The sequence below is a fragment of the Gilliamella sp. B14448G11 genome, assembly GCF_016101765.1.
GTDB lineage: Bacteria > Pseudomonadota > Gammaproteobacteria > Enterobacterales > Orbaceae > Gilliamella > Gilliamella apicola_N.
Genome location: NZ_JACFPX010000017.1, coordinates 26952 through 48841, shown reverse-complemented (window position 1 = coordinate 48841; position 21890 = coordinate 26952). Strand labels below are relative to the sequence as shown.

The following is a 21890-nucleotide window of genomic DNA, read 5'->3' as shown; positions in this document are numbered from 1 at the left end:
AAACTATATGCTATATTGTTCAATTAAAAACATCAAGTGGACTTACATAGCATGCTTTAAGGTATTATCGATTTCGACGCTACAGAAGCAGCTTCAAATACATATAAAGTGTTTATTATTAAAATACTGAGTGCATTAGATATGTGTTAGGAGCTACGTCTTTGTGTTAAATATTTATGTTACTAAGTCTGCTTACCAACATATGCAGTGATTATTTGTGAATTTAAGTATTTTCTAACATCAATATAATAATATGGCAATCAGATTGATATAGAATAAAAGCATATATAGGCGTTTTATTTGACTATTTTTAAGAAAATGCGAGACATTAGCTTAGCAGAATTACAAAAAAGATCTGGACGAATGGTAAGATTATTACAATAATAATCTTACCATTAAGGAGAAAAACATCGAATAATAGGGATTAGCTATGGCATTCAATGAAGACACGCGCGTTAAAATTCCAACCATTCTGCATTTGGTTCGTTTAGGGTATCAGTATTTATCACTCAAAACACAGCAGTGGGATATTAAGACCAATATTTTTCCTGAGTTATTCCTTCAAGCGATTGCAAAAATTAACCCTAATCTAGAGCAAGATGATGTCAGGCGATTACTGGAAGAAGTAAAATTAACGTTAGATAATGAAGATTTAGGTAAAGCCTTTTATGAAAAATTAACAGCGAGTTCAGGCACAAAACTTATCGATTTCGAGTGTTTTAATAACAACAGCTTTCATGTGGTGACTGAGCTAACCTACAAAAATGGTGATGAAGAATTTAGACCCGATATAACGTTACTAATTAATGGTATGCCGTTAGTCTTTATTGAAGTTAAAAAACCAAATAATCCTGAAGGAATATTAGCTGAACGTGATCGAATTAATAAACGCTTTCAAAATAAAAAGTTTAAGCGCTTTATAAATATAACTCAGTTTATGATCTTTTCTAATAACATGGAATATGAAGATGGCGCAGTCCAACCACTACAAGGCGCTTTCTATGCTAGTGCCTCTTATGGCGAGCCTATTTTTAACTACTTTAGAGAAGAACAAACATTGATTTTATCTGAGCTTTCTAAGCCGTTGGATGAGCAAAAAGAGTTAGAAATTCTCAAAGATAATAACAAAGAGACGCTTCGAAGCAGTAATGAGTTTCAGATTAATAAAAATGAGTTTAGGCCAACAAATCGTATTTGTACTTCATTATTAAGCAAAGACAGATTAGCTTTTATTTTACGCTATGCGCTTACTTATGTGGCAGAAACACAAGGGCTTGAAAAGCACATAATGCGTTACCCCCAAATTTTTGCAACGAAAGCGATTGAGGAAAAACTTAATGAGGGTATTAAAAAAGGCATTATTTGGCACACCCAAGGTAGCGGTAAAACAGCCTTGGCCTATTATAATGTGAGGTTCTTAACCGATCATTTTCAGCAAAAGCAGACTATTCCTAAGTTTTATTTTATTGTGGATCGGATCGATCTACTTACTCAAGCACAGCGAGAATTTACCTGTCGTGGCTTAACTGTTTATACCATTGATTCGCGTGAGGCATTTAGTCAAGATATTAAAGCCACTAAAGCGATTCATAATAATACCGGTAAGCCCGAAATTACCGTGGTCAACATTCAAAAATTTAAGGATGACCCCGATGTTGTTTCAACGAACGATTATGATGTCACTATTCAACGGGTATATTTTTTAGATGAGGTACACCGTAGCTATAACCCCAAAGGTAGCTTTTTAGCCAATCTTGAGCAATCAGACCGTAACGCGATTAAAATTGGTTTAACTGGTACGCCATTATTGGGAACAGACTATAACTCGCGCCAATTATTTGGTGATTACATTCATAAATACTTCTATAACGCCTCAATTGCCGATGGCTACACCCTAAGGCTAATACGTGAAGAAATCGCCACTCACTACAAAATGGCTTTACAAAAAGCCTTGGAGGAAGCAGAGATTCAACAAGGCGATGTAGATAAAAAATTTATTTATGCCCACCCTAGCTTTGTTGAACCTATGCTGGATTATATTGTTAATGATTTTGAAAAAAGCAGAGTCGCCCTTGCTGACCCCACTATTGGTGCAATGGTCATCTGTGACAGCGCGGAACAAGCCAAGCAACTCTTTAAGCTATTTAATGACCATCACCCTCAAAATAACCAGCTACTTAACCAAGCAGCGGCTAACGATAGCGAACTGACTCTATTAAAAGTAGCAGAACCAATTACAACCTATACTGTTAAGCGTAAGCAAGAGAACAAAGTTAAAACAGCTGCGTTAATTTTACACGATGTAGGCACAAAACAACAGCGTAAAGACTCGGTTGAAGACTTTAAAGCAGGCAAAATAGATGTGCTCTTTGTATTTAACATGCTATTAACAGGCTTTGATGCCAGACGATTAAAAAAGCTCTATTTAGGGCGTGTAATCCGTTCTCATAATCTATTGCAAGCTCTAACGCGGGTAAATCGGCCTTATAAAGATTTTCGTTATGGTTACGTGGTCGATTTTGCTGATATTCGCAAAGAGTTTGATGCTACCAATAAAGCTTATTTCGAAGAACTACAAGACGAGCTGGGTGACGAAATAGAGAGCTACTCACAGCTATTTAAATCGCAACAAGAAATTCAGCAAGAAATCGAACAGATTAAAGATGCACTATTTAAATACGATATCGTCAATGCTGAAATTTTTTCACAGCAAATTAATGAAATCCACAATCGTGAAACTATTTTAGAGCTTAAAAAAGCCTTAGCTAATGCCAAGAGTCTATACAACCTTATTCGCCTACAAGGTGAATCTAACTTTTTAGAACAACTCGATTTTAATAAGCTTAATCTACTTTATCGTGAAGCGACTAATCGGCTTAATATACTCAACTTAAAAGAAAACCTAGAAAAAGGCACAGAAAATACTAACCTATTAAATATTGCCTTAGAAGATATTATCTTTGAGTTTATTAAAGTGGGGGAGGAAGAACTACAACTGGCAGATGATTTTCAGCAAACACTCAGACGTACCCGTGAGGCGCTGAACACTAATTTTGACCAAGATGACCCTGAATTTATCACCTTAATAGAAGAACTGGAACGGCTATTTAAGAAAAAGAACTTGAGTGCAATCACCCAAATAGAAATGAAAGCCAATACCGAGATACTCAATAAAATTTATGGGCGTGTTAAAATATTAAATAGAGAAAATAATTTGCTTCGCCAAAAATACTCAGGTGATGTAAAATACGCCCGCATTCATAAACGCTTAACAGAAAAAAACAAAATGAGCGCGAATGAACGTAAAATTTTCGAAGCATTAAATGGTGTAAAACACGATACCGACGAGCAAGTATTACAAAACTTACAACTTCTAAAAAATGAAGGGTATTTTAAACAAATTACTATGCCAACGGTCATTAAGCATTTTATGACACAACAACAGATTAAATTAAATCCTGCTATCTCTCATTGTATTAATGAGCTGGTGGTTAAAGAATACCTTAAAGAATTTACTAACGGAGCTCCTTAGTGGTAGTTGAACTCTCCTTTCAAGAACAAACTAGAACCTTAATTGACGATCTAAAAGCTATTTGTGCTAACTATGGCCTAGGTAATGATGGCAACGAATTTAAAATCATCACTCAAGCTTTTCTCTATAAGTTTTTAAACGACCAATTTGCTTTAGCCGTTAAAAAAACGCAACCTCACATAGCTAAAGCCGATAAGTGGGAAGAAGTATTGACCTCAATGGAGTGTGAACAATACGAAATGCTCCTGTTGAGTTTACCCGCGGGGGTTGCGCATTTAAAACCTGTGCACTTTATTGGCTATTTGTTTAATAGCCAAAATCAAAAAGATTTTGCTCAAACCTTTGATGATACGCTAATCGACATCGCCAGTAGCAATACCGACGTATTCTCCATAAAAACTGAAGGCGGAGCTAAGGTGGTTTTGTTTGATCGCGTAAGCAACTTTATTGCCGACGAGAGCAAAAAAGATGACTTTTGTCGTGCTATCATTAACAAGTTGGTAGGCTTTAGCTTTGAACATGTTTTCTCAAAAGGCTTTGATTTTTACGCTACTATTTTTGAATACCTTATCAAAGACTATAACAGCAACAGTGGTGGTAAATATGCCGAATATTACACCCCTCATGCTGTAGCCCGTATTATGGCGGCGGTACTAGTACCTGTTGAACAACGAGGTAAAGTGAATAACGTTAGCTGTTATGACCCTTCGGCGGGTTCTGGCACTTTATTAATGAACGTAGCCCATGCTATTGGTGAAGCCAGATGTAGCATCTATACCCAAGATATCTCACAAAAGTCGTCTAATTTATTACGTTTAAACTTGATTTTGAATAATCTTGTACATTCTATTCCTAATGTGATACAGGGTAATACTATATTGCACCCATATCATAAAGAAGGCAATCAACTAAAACATTTTGATTACATTGTGTCTAATCCACCCTTTAAGCTGGATTTTAGCGACTACCGCGATGACTTAGATACCAAAGCTAATAAAGACCGTTTTTTTGCAGGTATTCCAAAAATCAAAGCTAAAGATAAGGACAAGATGGAGATTTACCAATTGTTCTTACAGCATATTATCACTTCCTTAAAACCAACAGGTAAAGCAGCAGTAGTCGTGCCCACCGGCTTTATTACTGCTCAATCAGGCATTGATAAAAAAATTCGTGAATATTTGGTGAATAATAAAATACTGGCCGGCGTAGTCTCTATGCCTAGTAATATTTTTGCCACCACTGGCACCAATGTCTCGATTATCTTTATTGATGCTACCAATAAAGATAAGGTGGTTTTAATTGATGCCTCCAACCTTGGTAAAAAAGTGAAAGACGGTAAAAACCAAAAAACTGTTCTCACCCCAGCCGAAGAACAACAAATTATCGAAGCTTTCAACCAAAAACAAGCACACGAAGATTTTTCTGTCGTGGTGAGTTATGAGGACATTATTAACAAAAACTACTCTTTAAGCGCCGGACAATATTTTGATGTAAAAATTGAGTACGTGGATATTACCCCCGAAGAATTCGCTGCCAAAATGCAAGGGTATACCCAAAATTTAGAAAAGCTGTTTAAAGAATCTAATACGTTGGAAGAAGAAATTAAAAAGCAGTTGGCTGGGTTGAAGTATGAATAAAGTTCAATATATTTCATTGAAAGAGATATGTACTGTAAACCAAGGGCTACAGATCCCTATTTCTAAACGATGCAAGCAACCTGGGGAAAATAGATATTTTTATATAACTATCCAGTTTTTAAAAAAAGAAATCGAAGATGATACTTTTTATATAGAAAATCCTCCTAAGACAACAATTTGTAATGAGGATGACATTCTCGTAGTAAGAACTGGTAGTACAGGTCAGGTATTGACTGGAATTGTAGGATGCTTCCATAATAATTTTTTTAAAGTGAATTTTGATAGAGAAAAAATATTTGCCAGATATCTATTTTATTGTCTCTCAATGCCTCAAAAACAAAAAGAGATGAAAAAAAGAGCAGGTATTACTGTTATACCAGATTTAAATCATTTTATGTTTCTTGATATGAAAATACCAATTTTTTCGTTAAAAGATCAAATTAACATAGCAAATATTCTTTTTGTTTTAGACAAAAAAATCGAACTAAACAACCGCATCAATGCTGAATTAGAATCGATGGCAAAAATCTTATATGACTACTGGTTTGTGCAGTTTGATTTTCCTAATGAGGAAGGAAAACCCTATAAAAGCTCAGGCGGAAAGATGGTTTATAACAGCACTTTAAAACGTGAAATACCGTTAGGCTGGAATGGGGTAAAGTTATCAGATATTGCAAGTATTACCATGGGGCAATCACCCGACGGAGCATCGTATAATGAATCTTGCGATGGTGTTATATTCTTTCAAGGAGCTACAGATTTTAATTGGCGCTTTCCATCTATTCGACAGTACACCACGAAACCTAATAGGATTGCAAAAAAAGGAGATATTCTTTTAAGCGTGCGAGCTCCTGTAGGCGATATCAATATTGCTGACAATGATTGTTGTATCGGGCGAGGATTAGCAGCATTAAATAGTAGAGACAAATTTGATAGTTTTCTTTTTTATGTAATGAAATATTTTAAAACAGTATTTGATAGACGTAACTCAGAGGGTACTACGTTTGGTTCTATTACAAAAGATGATTTATACTCTTTACTATTGGCTTATCCACCAAAAAGCTTGTTAACAAAATATGAAAATATAGTTTCACAGTATAATAAATTAATTTTAGCTAAAAGTTTAGAAAACAAAAGACTTATAGAATTAAGAGACTGGCTCCTCCCCATGCTAATGAATGGTCAAGTCACCGTGAAATAACAGCACTCGCTTTAGTTTGGCTAAAGCGAGTATTATCAAGGTTAACATTTGAGTATTATAACGATTGACTAAACTTAATCCTTGTCTTGATAATCCAATTTAGTCGTCCTAAATGTCCCTAACTGAGCCTTACGAATGATCCTAAATAAATACCTCGCAGGATTATGAATGTTTTGCGACAAACAGCGTGTGCTTGTTACTCATGCAACAATAACGGTTGAGTCGACAATTTCGCCTAAATTTAGTGTTTAGGATAATCTAACTCATCGAGATCTGTAGATAACGTCGAACGAATCCGATGCTTTGTTAAATACCCATAATACCTAATCGTTTCACCTCATAATTCAGTGTATTTTCACTGGTGGATAATTTAGGGTAAGGGCGATTGAAGAGCAAAAAAGGCTACCATGGATACATCTAAGACAACAACTCTTTAACACAATAATTGTCTGCCTAAACAATAGCACTACATAAGACGGAATTCCCCATGATGTCTGCAGAGTTGCAACTGCTTGGCCTGCTACGCAGGAATGTACCGAAGACACTTCTTCAAATCAAACCGATCAGGATTTGTGTAACTCCCCGCTGAGCATCCTCGTTAACACGAATAGTAGAATTTCCAACCGTATCTGAGGCGAATCTTGAGAACCTGACAACTTCACCAAAAAAGCTGGTTCCTCTTGGCATAAAAACGAATTATGCTGTGTTGGTTTTTTTGGCAGAGCCAATAGTACCATCTCCATGGCCGGATTACTCTCAATCAAATCCTTAGATGATGCATGTTGAAACAGCTCAAACAATCAACTGCGACACTTCTCCGCAATCGATAACGCACCTCAAACCTCAATAGCTCTAAATATCCGAAGCACATCCGCTTTACCAGTACCGAACCTAGGCTCACTATATCCTTACACAAATACAGCTCAATTTGCAACGCAGTACTTTTCCGTTTATCCTTTTTATCTAATCCTAGCTTACGAAACTTACACAACTCTCAATGCATATTAAACTCAGCAAACTCGAAGACGAAACAACACAAGAGGCCGCCATATCATCCGAATTTCTCCTAACGAATGCGAATGCCACCTCAATAGCAAAGGCATGAATTTCTTGTTGAACACACCCCAAGTTAGACGCATTAGACATACCGGCAATAGTATGAGTAAAAGGAACACCAGCAGTTACAGAAACATGTGAAATCTAACGATTAGACTCACACTGCACTTTTGCCTATGCAAGGCCAACTTCTGAATACACCTCCAACGAAATACGTTGCCATTTACCTTGTAACGTAAAACGAAAATGACACGTTTTACTGCCCGAAGGCGACACAAACAACTCCAAGCCCTCAATATTCTTCAGAGTTTAAGCTTTCGATTTAGGTTTATCATGTTTCACTAAGGCATCAGATAAAGCCATGGACAATCTCCTCAAACAACAAAACAGAAAAAAGGAGATTTTAATTATAAGGAGATAGAACTAAAAAACAGTAAAAAATGCAATGTACCGTTGGATGTACCATTTACGAGTGGATTATAATACAACTCAGTACTCTTTAATGGAGTACAAAGCAAAGCTTACTGACTGATTTTAAAATAAAAAAAGTCGATAAATATTTGATTATAAAAGACTATGAATCCTGAATTGGAGCGGGAAACGAGGTTCGAACTCGCGACCTCAACCTTGGCAAGGTTGCGCTCTACCAACTGAGCTATTCCCGCAAGAGAAGTGTTTTAAATGGTGCCCGGGGCGAGACTTGAACTCGCACGGCCAAAAAGGCCGAGGGATTTTAAATCCCTTGTGTCTACCGATTTCACCACCCGGGCTCAAAACTAATTATCAAAAAGTAATTCGCTTTGGATGCTGTGCATTTTACCTATCTCAGTTTTTCAGTCAATAGAAATTTTAAATAAATCGATTGATTGCTTAATGTTTAACTTGATAATGGCTTAAAGATATTCTTTTGCTGACTTAAAGTAGATTTGTGTAATTTTATTGAGTCAAAGTTAAACAATAAAATTACACTTTTAAAATTTAGAAGAAGAGGTATTATTCTTCCTCTAAAAGATCCGTATGTGCTATCCATAAATATTGGATCATGGAAAATATGGTTAAAATTGTAGCAAGTAATAAAGTGACTAAGCCGGCATAAATAACAATGTCACAAGGACGCCAAAGTAACCAAGTTAATGCAGTCATTTGAGCAATGGTTTTGATTTTGCCAATGGACGACACGGCAACATTACTACGTTTGCCAATTTCAGCCATCCATTCACGTAAAGCGGAGATTATAATTTCACGTGAGACAATTATTATTGCTGGAACAGAGATCCACCATGCTTGGTAATATTGAGTAATTAATACTAGTGCAATTGTCACCATAATTTTATCAGCAACTGGATCCAAAAAAGCCCCAAACTTAGTAGTTTGTCCTAAACGGCGAGCAAGATAGCCATCAAAAATATCCGTTATTGCTGCGATTAAAAAAATTAACGCTGAAAAAAAACCAGACCATTCGTGGGGTAGAAGATAAAATGCTAACACCAAAAAAGGAATTAGAATAACTCGAAATAGGGTTAAAAATGTTGGTAGGTTGATTTTCATGTGAAATAAGCTCTTTTTTTTATCTTATTAATCAAAGTATTAGTGATAATAAAAAAATAGTGTTCTTTTAACACTTATGTTGCCTGAAATGTGTTATTTTTTCAATGTGTTATTGTTGTAAATTTAGATAAATTTTTTCAGCTAACGGTTTAGAAATACCTTGTACTTGGGCTATTTCATCAATACTGGCATTTTTTAACTCTCTTAATCCACCAAAATGATTTAAAAGTGCTTTTCGTCTTTTTGCGCCCACGCCATCAATATGTTCTAATGCACTATCCGTAAGTTGTTTTGTCCCTTTTTTACGTTGTCCTACAATAGCATGATCATGAGACGCATTACGTATCTGTTGAATAAGCAATAGAGCAGGGGAGCGATCATCAAGATAATGACCTGTCCCATGTGCTTCAAAAAATAGTGTTTCTAGACCTTCTTTTCTTTCTGCACCTTTTGCCACACCGATTAAAATTGGATGATTTTTATTCCAATTTACATCTAATTGTTCAAATACTTGTAATGCTTGGTTAAGTTGCCCTTTACCACCATCAATGAAGATAATATCAGGAACTTTTTCATCAGGTAGATCTTTTTTATTGTAACGACGTGTCAATACTTGATCCATCGCAGCATAATCATCACCTGGAGTTATGCCCGTTATATTATAGCGACGAAATTCAGATTTGACTGGACCATTTTCATCAAATACCACACAAGACGCTATTGTATTTTTACCCATAAAGTGACTGATATCAAAGCATTCCATACGATTAATTTTATCAATCCCTAAAAATGCCTTAAGTGCATCATAGCGTTGTTTTATGGTTGAATTTTCTAATAACTTATTTTTGACTGCTGTTTGTGCATTAACAGTAGCAATATTAAGTAATTTTAGATTATCGCCTTTAGGTTCATCAACTAATTTAACTTGATGCTCTGCAATGATAGATAAAGTTTCTTCCATTGCTTGTTTATCTGATAATGAAAAATTTAATAAAATCTTTTGAGGAATATTTCTATTTTGATTACCTTGCAGATAAAATTGACCTAAAAAGGTTTCAATAACTTCTTCGAGCTCAGTATTTGATGGCACTTTAGGAAAGTAGGAGCGGTGACCAAAAGTTTGCCCATTGCGGATAAACAAAACATAAATACAAGCTAAGCCCGACTCATAATGGAATCCAATGACATCAAGATTATCATTATTATTATATATAGCTTGTTTTTCATTAATATGTTTTATGGCTTGTAACTGATCACGTAATGCTGCGGCTTTTTCAAAGTTAAGCTCGCTACTTGCTTTATGCATATCTTCAGTTATTTTTTGGATAATCTGCTCTGATCGTCCAGACAAAAATAATCTAACATAATTAACTTGTTCATTATAATCTTCATCGCTAACTAATCCTGGTACGCATGGACCTAAACAACGTTTAATTTGGTATTGCAAACATGGACGAGTACGATTGCGATAAGTACTATCCAAACATTGTCTAATCGGAAAGGTTTTTTGTAGTAGGGCTAAAATCTGTTTAACTGCATATCCACTTGGATAAGGACCAAAAAACTCATCTTTTTTTCGATTAATTGCGCCACGATAAAGTGATAACTGTGGATGACGTTCTTTACTAAGCTTTATAAATGGATAGCTCTTATCATCTTTTAATAATACATTATAACGAGGCTGATATTTTTTGATGTAAGTCTGTTCAAGTAGTAAAGCTTCAGTTTCGGTGTTGGTAATAGTAAATTCAACATGATGAATATGGCTGACTAGCCTATCTGTTTTAAGCGTTTTTTTACTACTGTTGAAATAGCTTTTTAATCGGTTATTGAGATCTTTGGCTTTTCCCACATAAATAATGGTCTGTTTATCATTGAACATTTGATAAATTCCTGGTTTATGTGGGACTGTTTTTAAAAATGATGCTGAATCGAATTGGCTCATATTAGTTTTCAAAAGTGAGGGCTTTTTTCTCTATTACCCTCATAATGGTGCTTAAAAGCCCATTTATCAAGAGGTAGACTAGCCCTGCAACCACAAAAATTGAAAAATCATAATAATCTCCATTTAATTGATTACTATATCCCATAATATCCATAACAGGAATCATTGAAGCTAAAGCCGTACCTTTTACTACAAAAACCACTTCATTAGAATAAGTCGAAAGTGCTCGTTTTAGTGCATATGGCATGACAATTTTTAATGTTTGTCTTTTATTCATACCTAAAGCCTCACATGCTTGCCATTGACCTTGTGGTACGGATTTTAAAGCGCCATAAAATATTTGCGTAGTATAGGCTGCACTATTAAGTGTTAATGCAAGATAAGCACAGAACCAAGGAGAAGAGATAATCTCATAAAATGTCGGTACTTTGTTTAAAACATTGCCAAATTGTGATGGTCCATAGTAGATTAAAAATAGCTGAACTAATAGCGGTGAACCGGTAAATATAATAATATAAGTGCGTATAATTTTAGTTATCACACTAGAATTTAGCGATAATAAGCAAGATAAAACAACAGCCAATAGACCTGCTGAAATAATGCCTAAAATACCTAAACTTAAGGTATCAGGAAGTCCTTGTAAAATGACTTTAAGATAGTAAATAAAATTATCAAACATAACGTGACCTTACAAACTATTGGCTGATTTTGGTTGTTCAAAATAGGTTGAACGCTTTTCGATTCGTGTAATAACCTTTTGACTTAAAATAGAGATAATTAAATAAATAATCATCGCAATGAAATACCATAGAAAAGGTTGATTAGTTCGAGCAATTATGGTTTTTGTTTGCATCATCAAATCATCAATAGCGATTGCCGAAACTAACGCGGTATCTTTTAATAGTATTAGCCATTGATTACTCAATCCAGGTAAGGCATGACGCCACATTTGTGGCATGATAATTCGAAAGAACGTTCGTGATTTGCTTAATCCAAGTACTTGTGCAGCTTGTTTTTGACCGTTTGAAATTGCTTTAAAAGCACCGCGTAATGTTTGAGATGCATAAACCGCATAAAGTAATGAAAGGGCAGTTACACCACATAAAAATGGATCGGGTTTTGTGTTTGCTATGTCGATTTGCAATGTAAAGGAGGTAAATCCAAGCGAAATTGCTATTCCATCATCTAATGATATCAATAACAAAGGTAGCCCTGTATAAATTGCTACCACAATTAATAATTCGGGTAGGGCGCGGATAGTCAAATTAAATAAGGACATTAACCATGCAACGGGTTTGAAAGGTGCAGATTCTAACAGTGTAAAAATAAAAGCAAATATCATGCCTACAATTAATGATACAAAAGCTAATGATAATGTGATTGACGTTGCTTGCGCTAATGGCAAGATATATCCGTCCATCGAAGATAGAATCCAGTTTGTTCCGTTGGATAGAAAGTCTGACATAAAAAAACCGTATTTAAATTAAAAAAATAAACTCGCCGCAATGTATGCGGCGAGATCATAAATCAAGTTAGGAATTAAATTTTAACGACTAGTTATTAAACCATTTTTTATAAATAGCGTCTAATTCTCCATTTGCTTTTAGCTTATCGATTGCTTGGTTAAATTTTTCACGAAGCTCATCATTACCTTTACGTAAAGCAATACCTAAACCTTCACCAAAAAATTCATGATCAGTGATTTTATCACCTAATGGTACGATTTCGGCATCTTTACCTAACCAGTCACCAGCTACGAATGAACTCGAAACAATAGCATCAATACGTTTAGCTTTTAAATCAAGAAATGCAAATTGATAGCTATCGTAACTAACCGGTTTCACATCAGGGAATTTTTCATTCAAATATTTTAAATAAGTCGTACCTTTTTGAATACCGACACGTTTTCCTTTAAGTTGATCTAAACTTGTTAGGGAGTCTTTTAATGTGATGAATTGAATTGAACTATCATCATAATAAATTTTTGTAAAATCAACTTGTTTTTGTCTTTCAGCTGTTACATCTATACCTGCAATTGCAGCATCAATTCGACGAGTTTTTAAGCTGGGAATTAAACCATCAAATGATTGATTAACAATTTTGCAAGAAACTTTCATTTCGTCACAAATTTTATTAATCATATCAATATCAAAACCGACAATTTCATTTTTATCATTAGTAAATTCAAAAGGCGCATAAGTTGCTTCTGTACCGATGATAAGGTTTTCTGCTGCTTGCGCAATAAATGCTGTTCCCGCTAATAAAACAGCTAATAATGTTTTCTTCATATTTTCACCCAATTATATTATTTAATGTGATAAATAAGCTTTAAATTCTTTGGTTTTAGGATGAGCAAAGCATTCTAATTGCCCTTGTTCAATAATTTTACCGTGTTCCATATAAATCACTTGCGAAGCAACTTTACGAGCAAAATCAACTTCATGTGTGACAATAATTTGTGTAATCCCTGTTTGTGATAATTCATTAATGATCTCTGCTATTTGCGATGTTATAGCTGGATCTAAAGCCGCTGTTGGCTCATCAAATAATAAAATTTGAGGTTCCATCATTAATGCTCTTGCTATAGCCACACGTTGTTGTTGTCCTCCTGAAAGGTGAAGAGGGTAACGGTGTGCCATATCATCTATCCGCAAACGTTTTAAGATGGACATTGCTTTGTCACTGGCTTCTTTTTTAGACATTTTTAATACTTGACAAGGTGCTTCAATTAGATTTTCAAGTACAGTTAAATGTGGCCATAAATTATAATTTTGAAAAACCATACCAACATTTTTTCGAAGCAGTCGAATTGTTGATTCACTGATTTTTTTTGAAAAATCAAAATGTGAGTCAGCAATTGTCATTTCTCCAGACGTTGGAATTTCAAGTAAATTAAATACTTTTAATAAAGAGCTCTTTCCTGCACCACTTTGACCAAGTAAAACAATCGTTTCACCAAGTGGATAGCATAATGAAACATCATTTAATGCCTGATGAGAACCATAAAAGCAATTAATATGGTTTAGTTCAATATTCATTCTTCGTTTTCTTAAATTTAAATTGACTAAATATTACTTTTTTTTGCATAAAAATGCAATCTAATTTATTAGACAATAGCTTTCTGCCTATTTTTTTACTGAAACGTACCCATAACCTGAAACTTTTTTACAAAAAATCACTCATTATTAGATATGATTGGAATGACAGGACCAAGATATTTTGGTTCTTTAGTAAGGATATAAAGGTCAATAAAGGCACTAACACGCGCGAACATTTCACGGATACGCACTAATTTCATACTTTTAGGCGATGGCACAGCAAAGCATTGTGCTTGGATTCCTTGTGCAATAGCTATAAAAATTGCACGTTCGCAATGAAACTCTTGAGTGATAATTGTGAAATCATTCGCATCAAAAACTTTATTAGCGCGAACAATTGAATCTAACGTTCTGAAACCTGCGTAGTCAAGAACTATCGCTTTTCTAGGAATGCCAGCCTTGATTAAATCTTTTTGCATAGTGATTGGTTCATTATAGCTTAATAGAGCATTATCTCCGCTCAGTAAAAGATAATCGACTTTACCTCGCCAATAAAGATCGATTGCTCCATCAATACGGTTTCGATAAAAACCATTTAATCCGCCACCTCGAACATATTTGGATGTGCCAAGTACTACACCAACTGCACGATATGGAAGATTTTTCTCATCGTGATAGATATAAGGTGCTGTTTTATAGCTGATCCAATAGTCAAGAATAAGAATCGCCGATATTGTAATCAAGCACAAACCAATGAAACAAGCTATAAGCTTTTTTAAATTCATGCTAAAACCAATCAAAAATAAATACCATTATTGGAAATAAAAAAGGTGCTGTCAATGATGTCATAATACCACATAAAACAAGCGACAAGGAACTGTAAGCTCCTTCGTTATAATCAACCTCAATGCAACGGGCAGTTCCAACCGCATGTGAAACAGCTCCAATAGAAAGTCCTCTAGCCGAAGCCGATTTTATTTTAACAAGATTTAATATTTGATGCCCAAAAATTCCGCCTAATGTGCCGACTAATATTACACATAATGCAGCTATAGAAGGCACACCACCTTGATCGGCAGCAATGGTTACCGCAATAGCGGTAGTAACTGATTTAGGTAAAACAGATGCTGCAATGGCATTATTGCCACCCAACCAAAAAGCTATGCAAACGCCAGTTATCATTGATGCAATCGAAGCAGTAAAGGTAATAAATATGATTGATTTCCAACGTGCTTTAATTTGAGGAATAAGTTCGTATAAAGGATAGGCAAGGGCTACAACCGAATAAGGCAATAAATCATTAATAATTTGTACATTTGCTACATATTGTGCATAACTGGTTTTAGTTATTAATAAAATTGGAATTAAAACAATAACCGATATGACTAATGGATTAAATAAAGGACTATTTAATTTAAATGAAATTTTACGAATAATGAGAAACACACAAAGTGTGAGTGGTAGCATCCATATCATGGCTGCTTCTCCTGATTTTTTGATAAAATTGTTCTTTTTTGGAGTATTGTTTTTTGGAAATTTTCGGTTAGATAAGCGGTAAAAATTAACACAATGAGCGATCCACCTACACTACTAAAGATAATAGGGATCCAATTTTCTAATAAAAGTGAATAGTTATCCATTATGCCCATAGCAGCAGGAATAAAAAGAACCGTCATATAACGCATGAATAGATTACAGCTATTTTTGATCCAACAAGTTGGGATAAGCTGGAAAGCAAGTAAGAAAAATAGAAGTAACAAACCAATAATACTGCCAGGAATCATTATCGGTATTATTTTTGAGATTATATTTCCCACCCATAAACAGAGAGTTAAAATAATCAATCCTCGACCATAGCTGAACAGCGTATAGTATAAAGAATAGAGTCGATGTTTTATCGTTGCATGTTTGGCTAAAAAATGTTTCATAATATTATATTGTTAAATATATTAAACTTTATGATGATTATTTATATCTGCGGCTTCAATGATATAAATAGAATTGATCTTATCATACGCCCGTCAAATTCAATTATCCAACTAAATAATGACAATAGTTATAAAGTTGTTTAATTATTGTTAATTTTTCAGGTTGTTGAATATACGTTTCAGCTAATAGTTCTAGATTCAATAAATAATCTTGTATTTTGGATGTATTAAGTTTGTCTCGACAATAGTTGTACCAAATGGTTTGTTCTCGTTCAGTTAATGCTTGAGGATAGTTTCGGGCTTTATATCTAAAAAAAAGAGTAGTTAAACGAGGATCATCAAATGTTAAAGATAGGCTATCTAACAGTTGAGTGGGTGTTGTTCGAATCGTTTCACAGCGCAATTTATCTTGATTATTCAAAAAACGTTGGTAAATTTGAGCATCAACATCTGAATTAATTGGATAATTATTATCAATATTAAACAATTCTTGCATCTTATTTTGCAGCAAATTTTGATTTTCTTGTAGTTTTTGTAGTTTAATTAAACATTGTTCTACATCAAGCCCAAATCGTTTTGCATTTTCAGGTAACAAGGTTTTTAATGGAGCAACTATAGGGCATTTATTGGTATGAATTAATTTTAAAGGAATTCGCGATTCTCCTAACTCTAGATCTTCTGTTTTTGTATACAGTTTCTCTTTGATTTGTTCAACCGACAAATCAATAAGGAGGTCAATATCACCCGCTAAATCACATATAACAGCTGCATTATTTTGTATTGGATGCCAAATTATTGGAGCAACCACTGATAGATTACCTCGATGACTACCTAACATGCCCGATACATGAACGATAGGTGTCATATTGACAACATCTATAAGTTCAGCAACTTTGTTTTTATTACGTAATAAGAAAAAATAATTAAATAATTTGGGTTGTTTTTCTTTTATTAGTTTAGCCATAGCAATAGTTGCATAAACATCGGACATAGCATCGTGAGCATGTTCATGCTTAATATTATTTGCTTGAGTTAGATGCTCCAAACGAAAGCTAGGAAAACCATTATCATTGATGGGCCAATTGATACCATCAGGTCTTAATGCATAACAAGCTCTAACAACATCAAGAAGATCCCACCTAGAATTACCGTTCTGCCAACTATAGGAATAGGGATCATAAAAATTACGATATAAAATATTACGAGTGACCTCATCATCAAATCGGATATTGTTATATCCTAAAATACATGTATTAGGTTCACTAAAAGCTTGATAGATTTGTTTAGTAAATTCAGCTTCACAAATGCCGTTTTGATTGGCTTTCTGAGGAGTAATACCTGTAATAAGTACAGCCTCAGGATTTGGTAAATAATCTTGAGTAATTTGACAATAAATAACTAAAGGATCTTCAATGATGTTAATATCACCGTCAGTTCGAACACCTGCAAACTGTGCTGGGCGATCTAAAGCTGGATTTATACCAAAAGTTTCATAATCATGAAAGTAAAAAGTTGGCTGATTTAAGTCGTTTTTCATTATTCTTTTGGGCTCTTAATTATTATTTTATTTCTTGATTTTTAACTGTTTTATTGTTCATTTATTTATTTGCAATTGTGAACATACAAAATATATAGTTATGCTTTTAATTGTGTACAAAATGTAGAAAATTAAAATGATGTCTAATGATTCAAAGCAAATAGCACTATCAAATAAATCTTATCCTAGTTTTCCAGAAATTACTACTTGATGGTTCAAGTGTAAGGATATCATAAAAAGGGAGTATTGCCTTTTAATTTCGGTATAGAGCAATACTTGAGATTTAATTTTAATCCATGAATGATATTTATCATTAATTGTAATAGCTAACGATGCAATATATTTAAAAATCCTACAAATATCTGCGTTTAATAAAGTTCTCAAAAATGGTAACATCTAATTTTTAAACTTACTTTTTATATTGCGATAGAACTAGTTATGGTTGGGCTATTTCCATTTTTGTGATAGCAAAAAGCAATTATGGTCTTTATGTCGGATTTAAAGTCCAATACGTTATGATATCAAAAGGTAAATTTTATGATATTAGATATAATTAATAAACAGGATATATCATATTGTTATAGCAAATTTTATAATGTTAACATGAGATTTATTTTAACTTTTAAATGCACTACTAATTAACTAAATCTTTAAATCATGGTTTTTCTAGTTCATATACATTAAATGTTATAACTTTTTTTTAAATTAGTAACTTGGCATTAATCAAATAAAGTTTTTTGTGACGTTGTAACTTTAAATTAAAAGTACAATACTATTATAAATAATATTATCTATAATAGTAGTTAATTATAAATCATTAATTTTTATTTAAAAATTAAGATATTTGTTGTCCTCTACCTCTTTTAAAAATGAAGTTAAATGATCTTTCCATAAATTGGCGGTCATTGTGGTACTATGCCCACTGGTTTTGATACTAGCTGGTATTAATACATATTTAACATGAGGAATGTTTTTTATCGCTTTTTCCATTAAACCTGTAGTAGGAGGGTTTCTTTCATCATCTTCTGAATTTATTGCTAATATATGAGCTTTTATTTTAATCAAGTCTTTAGTTGGATCGAAGTTTCTTGCTGCATCCCATTGAAATAAAAAATCATTAGTATCCATTGTAATGCGCTCTTTTAATGTACTAGCTAATAATTCTTCTGTTTTTGCAGTATTATAGGCTTTGTTTTGCCAAGCAATATCGCCTCCATTGGTTGCTATATTATAATAATTATAAACGGTTTGGAATTTTTCTGGTTGTTTGTCATAGAATCCATTTTTCCAATCAGGATCGTCTTTAATAGCATTAATAACCATTTTTCTCATTATCCAATTTCGGCTTGACATAGGGGCAGGGGTTGCAGCCATTGGTACTGCAGCAGTCATAAAATCTGGATACATTGTAACCCAATTCCAAGTATTCATCCCTCCCATGGAATTACCTATAATTAACTCTAAATGATCGATGCCTAATCCATTTTTCACTAATTGATATTGAGCATTAACCATATCGGTATAATCATAATGTGGAAAGTCACCTTTCATACCATCTGACGGTTTCGAAGATTGACCTGTACCAATAGCATCAGGAAGGATAATAAAGTATTTTTCTGCATCTAGTGGCATTCCTTTGTCAAATAAAGCATGACCAAAACTATCATTTAACATTGATGCTCCATTACCAGTAGTACCGTGTAATACTAATACGGGCTTATTTTTCGGATTGCCAAGAGTAATATAGTGTATTGATAGATTTGACATTGTACTCCCATCATTAAATTTGAAGTTATTAATAATGTAATTTGTTTCATTTTTATTATTAAAATCGAGACAATACCCTAAAGAAGGAATTATTAATAAAATAACAATGCATAGTTTTTTCTTAAAGTTGACCATAATTTTTTTACCTATATTCACTATTTATCCCTTTAATTTAACTTTACTAGGTTAAAATCGAAAATAAATACTTTGTTTATTGTGATTTATATCTCAATATTTCATTAAAATTAACATTAAGAATTAATTATCAAATTTTCTAAAAAAAATCATTATTCAAAAGATCATTCTAATAATGAAACAGATAAAAATATGTAATTGATTATCAGGATGTGAATAAACAAATAGTAATATCTAATTTAAAAACGAATATTTAATTTAAGTAAAAATAAAAAAGGGAATGAATTAATATCATTCCCTTTTTATTTAATTATGAATAATAGACAATTTTTACTCTTTTGGGGCACTCTCAATTAAATCAGCCAACTTTTCAAGAGTGATTCTGAGAGGTTTAGGCATAGTTTCTGATTCAATTGAATCCATTAAGTTTTTAACATATAGACCGAGCTCAGTATCTCCTTCAACAATTAATCGACGTTGAAAAAAGAGTGTATCAGGGTCTTGTCTTCTAGTTGCAATCATTATCAAATCATTAGCATTGCCAATGAAGCTTACATCAGCAATTTCTTCACGACTGACAACTAATTTATTTTCTATTAGGCTAACAAACCATATTAATTGTAGATCTGTAACTTCAATTTTAAGCCAGCGATTTTCTAAAAAATCAAGATCACCATCTTCAAGTGAATGTTTAAATTGTAATTGTAACAATTGTTCAATAACTTGTTTTTTTAAATTAAAAGGAATACAGCGTAAAGTAATTCCCAATACTTGAGGCGCTTTATCAACAAATGTTGAATGTATTTTTCCTAATAAATTATGCTGGCTTTCTATCATTTAAACATCTCCAGAGATCATTTTCTCATAAATATCTAAATCAGTGTTTAGATGCTCAAAAGTTTCTTCACTTACTTCATTACGAATTTTCATTTGTAATAGTGCAGTACGTTCTGCACCAATTGCAACTAAGCGCATACGTCTTTCTAGGTTCTCAGCTTCAAGTGCTTTTTGTTCTAAATCTTTGAGACCTGTCCTACGTCTTAATGAACCGATAACACGCGAGCCAACTTCGTGAATTATTTCTTGATCCAAACCTGCTTCAGAAGTTTCTTGTAGTAAGTTGTTCTGCATTTTTTCCAGACTAATAATAGCTTCTTCTGCCATTTGTCCTTTCACTGTTAAAATTTCATTGTCTTGTTTTGAATTATCTAAAATTACACTACCTCGTAATAAAATAGGTAATATAACTACTGCAACAATCAATGAAATTAAGATAATTCCTGTAGCAATAAAGACAAGTTGATACCTACCTGCAATGGTCATTGGGATAGATAATACACCAGCTAATGTTATTGCTCCACGGACACCAGCAAAAGTTGAAATTAATAAATCACGATTTGTATATGCTCTAAATGCTAGAGGTCGTTTTGTTCCAAAAGGCATGGTTGGCATGTGTTTCATAGCCCATAGCCAAGCAAATCTTGTTCCCATTAATACAATAAAAACAAATAAAACAATCAAGCATAATTGCCATAGCTCAATTGATGCATCTGTTTGATTTTCAGCGAAAGTATTATTCAAAATGCTAGGTAACTGAATACCCAAAAGAACAAAAACAAATCCGTTGAATACAAAAGTTAACATTGACCATGCACTATCTGATTGTAAACGTGTTGTCAAAGGTGCATTACGCATCATACCTGAATGATTAACGGTCATACCTGCACTTACAGCAGCTAAAATACCAGAACAATGGCATTCTTCAGCAATAATATAAGCGGCAAATGGAAGTAAGAATAATAATACGATTTGAATTGCTGGGTCATTATTAGTAAGTTGATTTATTTTACGTAAAACCCTAGCATATAACCAAGTAAATAAAACGCCAACCGCTAAACCACCGACAGCAACAACAAAGAAAGATATACTGATTTGTAATAAATCAAATTCAAGCAGTCCTGTCGCAATTGCAATTGCAAACTTTAACGAAACAAGACCCGAAGCATCATTCATCAATGCTTCACCTTCAATGATTTCCATCTTTTCCTTTTCTATACGGCCTTTACCAACAATTCCACTCAAGGCAACAGCATCGGTAGGAGATAAGACTGCTGCAAGAGCTAAAGCTGCTGCCAATTGGACATTTGGTAACATCCAGTGAAGAATGTAACCTAAAGCGATAATTGAGATAACCACCAATACAAGCGCCAATCCAACAATTTCTCTGAAATTATATACGAAATCTTTTACAGAGGTTTTTCGTCCATCAGCAAATAGTAAAGGTGGAATAAATAAAACAAGAAATAGTTCTGGATCGAATCTTACATAAACACCAAAAGCGGCCAGTACGCAGCCTAATAATATTTGCATTAGCGGTAATGGTATTTGAATTGGCAGCATTTTAACAACGACACCAGAAAGTGATACAATTAATACGAGAAGTAAAATTATTGAAAAAAGTTCCATAGCTTGTCTTTTATTTATCCTATAATCCTATTGTTATCGTTTGATTATATCGGATTTTTATCTTAATTTCAGGTTAAATTTCATAAAATTACTTAATTTT

Annotated in this window: 16 protein-coding genes, 2 tRNA genes and 1 pseudogene; 3 read left to right on the top strand and 16 right to left on the bottom strand. The window is 33.6% G+C overall.

The genetic code is table 11. The features are described from left to right. Positions 1–430: 430 nt before the first annotated feature. Genes H3S88_RS10670 through H3S88_RS10660 form a run of 3 tightly spaced genes read left to right on the top strand, consistent with a single transcriptional unit; the run spans position 431 to position 6370 of the window. Entirely contained in the window at positions 431–3532 is a 3102-nt protein-coding gene (locus H3S88_RS10670; RefSeq protein ID WP_198227974.1) for a type I restriction endonuclease subunit R, read from the top strand. Beyond that, positions 3532–5169, top strand: a complete 1638-nt coding sequence (locus H3S88_RS10665; protein ID WP_198227972.1) for a class I SAM-dependent DNA methyltransferase — start codon at positions 3532–3534, stop codon at positions 5167–5169. The genes H3S88_RS10670 and H3S88_RS10665 overlap by 1 nt, the downstream gene beginning before the upstream one ends. Then, entirely contained in the window at positions 5162–6370 is a 1209-nt protein-coding gene (locus H3S88_RS10660; RefSeq protein ID WP_198227970.1) for a restriction endonuclease subunit S, read from the top strand. The genes H3S88_RS10665 and H3S88_RS10660 overlap by 8 nt, the downstream gene beginning before the upstream one ends. A 1230-nt stretch (positions 6371–7600) precedes the next feature. Here H3S88_RS10660 and H3S88_RS10655 read toward each other — a convergent pair. The 16 genes and pseudogenes from H3S88_RS10655 to H3S88_RS10580 form a co-directional block, all read right to left on the bottom strand. After that, a complete protein-coding gene (locus H3S88_RS10655) occupies positions 7601–7702 on the bottom strand; it encodes an Arm DNA-binding domain-containing protein (protein ID WP_198227968.1) in 102 nt (33 codons plus the stop codon). 313 nt (positions 7703–8015) lie between these two features. Beyond that, a tRNA-Gly gene (locus H3S88_RS10650) sits at positions 8016–8091 on the bottom strand. A 17-nt stretch (positions 8092–8108) separates the two neighbouring features. Next, positions 8109–8196, bottom strand: a tRNA-Leu gene (locus H3S88_RS10645). 223 nt (positions 8197–8419) lie between these two features. Beyond that, on the bottom strand, positions 8420–8974 hold the full coding sequence (gene pgsA / locus H3S88_RS10640; RefSeq protein WP_039126723.1) for a CDP-diacylglycerol--glycerol-3-phosphate 3-phosphatidyltransferase: 555 nt from the start codon (positions 8972–8974) through the stop codon (positions 8420–8422). 109 nt (positions 8975–9083) lie between these two features. Next, positions 9084–10919: an excinuclease ABC subunit UvrC gene (uvrC, locus tag H3S88_RS10635; protein ID WP_198227966.1), complete on the bottom strand. Its 1836-nt coding sequence runs from the start codon at positions 10917–10919 to the stop codon at positions 9084–9086. A gap of 1 nt (position 10920) precedes the next feature. Beyond that, positions 10921–11598, bottom strand: a complete 678-nt coding sequence (gene artM / locus H3S88_RS10630; RefSeq protein WP_198227964.1) for an arginine ABC transporter permease ArtM — start codon at positions 11596–11598, stop codon at positions 10921–10923. A 9-nt stretch (positions 11599–11607) separates the two neighbouring features. Further along, positions 11608–12339 (bottom strand): arginine ABC transporter permease ArtQ, encoded by a 732-nt coding sequence (gene artQ / locus H3S88_RS10625; RefSeq protein ID WP_198228132.1) that lies wholly within the window; start codon positions 12337–12339, stop codon positions 11608–11610. A 133-nt stretch (positions 12340–12472) separates the two neighbouring features. Next, on the bottom strand, positions 12473–13207 hold the full coding sequence (locus tag H3S88_RS10620) for a transporter substrate-binding domain-containing protein (RefSeq protein WP_039126734.1): 735 nt from the start codon (positions 13205–13207) through the stop codon (positions 12473–12475). Positions 13208–13228: 21 nt separating this feature from the next. Next, positions 13229–13957 carry an arginine ABC transporter ATP-binding protein ArtP gene (artP, locus tag H3S88_RS10615; RefSeq protein WP_065737096.1) on the bottom strand — a complete coding sequence of 243 codons (729 nt, stop codon included), beginning with the start codon at positions 13955–13957 and terminating at the stop codon, positions 13229–13231. 155 nt (positions 13958–14112) lie between these two features. Then, positions 14113–14742, bottom strand: a pseudogene (locus tag H3S88_RS10610) (ElyC/SanA/YdcF family protein); the annotation flags it as partial. A 1-nt stretch (position 14743) separates the two neighbouring features. Further along, positions 14744–15433 carry a CidB/LrgB family autolysis modulator gene (locus H3S88_RS10605; protein WP_039126739.1) on the bottom strand — a complete coding sequence of 230 codons (690 nt, stop codon included), beginning with the start codon at positions 15431–15433 and terminating at the stop codon, positions 14744–14746. Then, positions 15430–15885 carry a CidA/LrgA family protein gene (locus tag H3S88_RS10600; RefSeq protein WP_198227960.1) on the bottom strand — a complete coding sequence of 152 codons (456 nt, stop codon included), beginning with the start codon at positions 15883–15885 and terminating at the stop codon, positions 15430–15432. Before H3S88_RS10600 ends, H3S88_RS10605 begins: the two co-directional genes overlap by 4 nt. A 103-nt stretch (positions 15886–15988) precedes the next feature. Then, on the bottom strand, positions 15989–17422 hold the full coding sequence (gene sbcB / locus H3S88_RS10595) for an exodeoxyribonuclease I (RefSeq protein WP_198227958.1): 1434 nt from the start codon (positions 17420–17422) through the stop codon (positions 15989–15991). A gap of 828 nt (positions 17423–18250) precedes the next feature. After that, positions 18251–19324 carry an alpha/beta fold hydrolase gene (locus H3S88_RS10590; RefSeq protein ID WP_232352542.1) on the bottom strand — a complete coding sequence of 358 codons (1074 nt, stop codon included), beginning with the start codon at positions 19322–19324 and terminating at the stop codon, positions 18251–18253. Positions 19325–19654: 330 nt separating this feature from the next. Then, positions 19655–20161, bottom strand: coding sequence for an SCP2 domain-containing protein (locus tag H3S88_RS10585; protein ID WP_198227954.1), 507 nt, complete (start codon positions 20159–20161; stop codon positions 19655–19657). After that, positions 20162–21790, bottom strand: coding sequence for a Na+/H+ antiporter (locus H3S88_RS10580; protein ID WP_198227952.1), 1629 nt, complete (start codon positions 21788–21790; stop codon positions 20162–20164). It abuts the gene before it with no gap. Between the last annotated feature and the right edge of the window lie 100 nt (positions 21791–21890).

Bases quoted from the DNA above. Each gene is read 5' to 3' on its own strand.
- artM (WP_198227964.1), bottom strand. From the start codon at position 11,598: ATGTTTGATAATTTTATTTACTATCTTAAAGTCATTTTACAAGGACTT.
- H3S88_RS10620 (WP_039126734.1), bottom strand. From the start codon at position 13,207: ATGAAGAAAACATTATTAGCTGTTTTATTAGCGGGAACAGCATTTATT.
- H3S88_RS10605 (WP_039126739.1), bottom strand. From the start codon at position 15,433: ATGATATGGATGCTACCACTCACACTTTGTGTGTTTCTCATTATTCGT.
- H3S88_RS10660 (WP_198227970.1), top strand. From the start codon at position 5,162: ATGAATAAAGTTCAATATATTTCATTGAAAGAGATATGTACTGTAAAC.
- H3S88_RS10580 (WP_198227952.1), bottom strand. From the start codon at position 21,790: ATGGAACTTTTTTCAATAATTTTACTTCTCGTATTAATTGTATCACTT.
- pgsA (WP_039126723.1), bottom strand. From the start codon at position 8,974: ATGAAAATCAACCTACCAACATTTTTAACCCTATTTCGAGTTATTCTA.
- artQ (WP_198228132.1), bottom strand. From the start codon at position 12,339: ATGGACGGATATATCTTGCCATTAGCGCAAGCAACGTCAATCACATTA.
- H3S88_RS10590 (WP_232352542.1), bottom strand. From the start codon at position 19,324: ATGGTCAACTTTAAGAAAAAACTATGCATTGTTATTTTATTAATAATT.
- H3S88_RS10670 (WP_198227974.1), top strand. From the start codon at position 431: ATGGCATTCAATGAAGACACGCGCGTTAAAATTCCAACCATTCTGCAT.
- uvrC (WP_198227966.1), bottom strand. From the start codon at position 10,919: ATGAGCCAATTCGATTCAGCATCATTTTTAAAAACAGTCCCACATAAA.
- sbcB (WP_198227958.1), bottom strand. From the start codon at position 17,422: ATGAAAAACGACTTAAATCAGCCAACTTTTTACTTTCATGATTATGAA.
- artP (WP_065737096.1), bottom strand. From the start codon at position 13,957: ATGAATATTGAACTAAACCATATTAATTGCTTTTATGGTTCTCATCAG.
- H3S88_RS10600 (WP_198227960.1), bottom strand. From the start codon at position 15,885: ATGAAACATTTTTTAGCCAAACATGCAACGATAAAACATCGACTCTAT.
- H3S88_RS10585 (WP_198227954.1), bottom strand. From the start codon at position 20,161: ATGATAGAAAGCCAGCATAATTTATTAGGAAAAATACATTCAACATTT.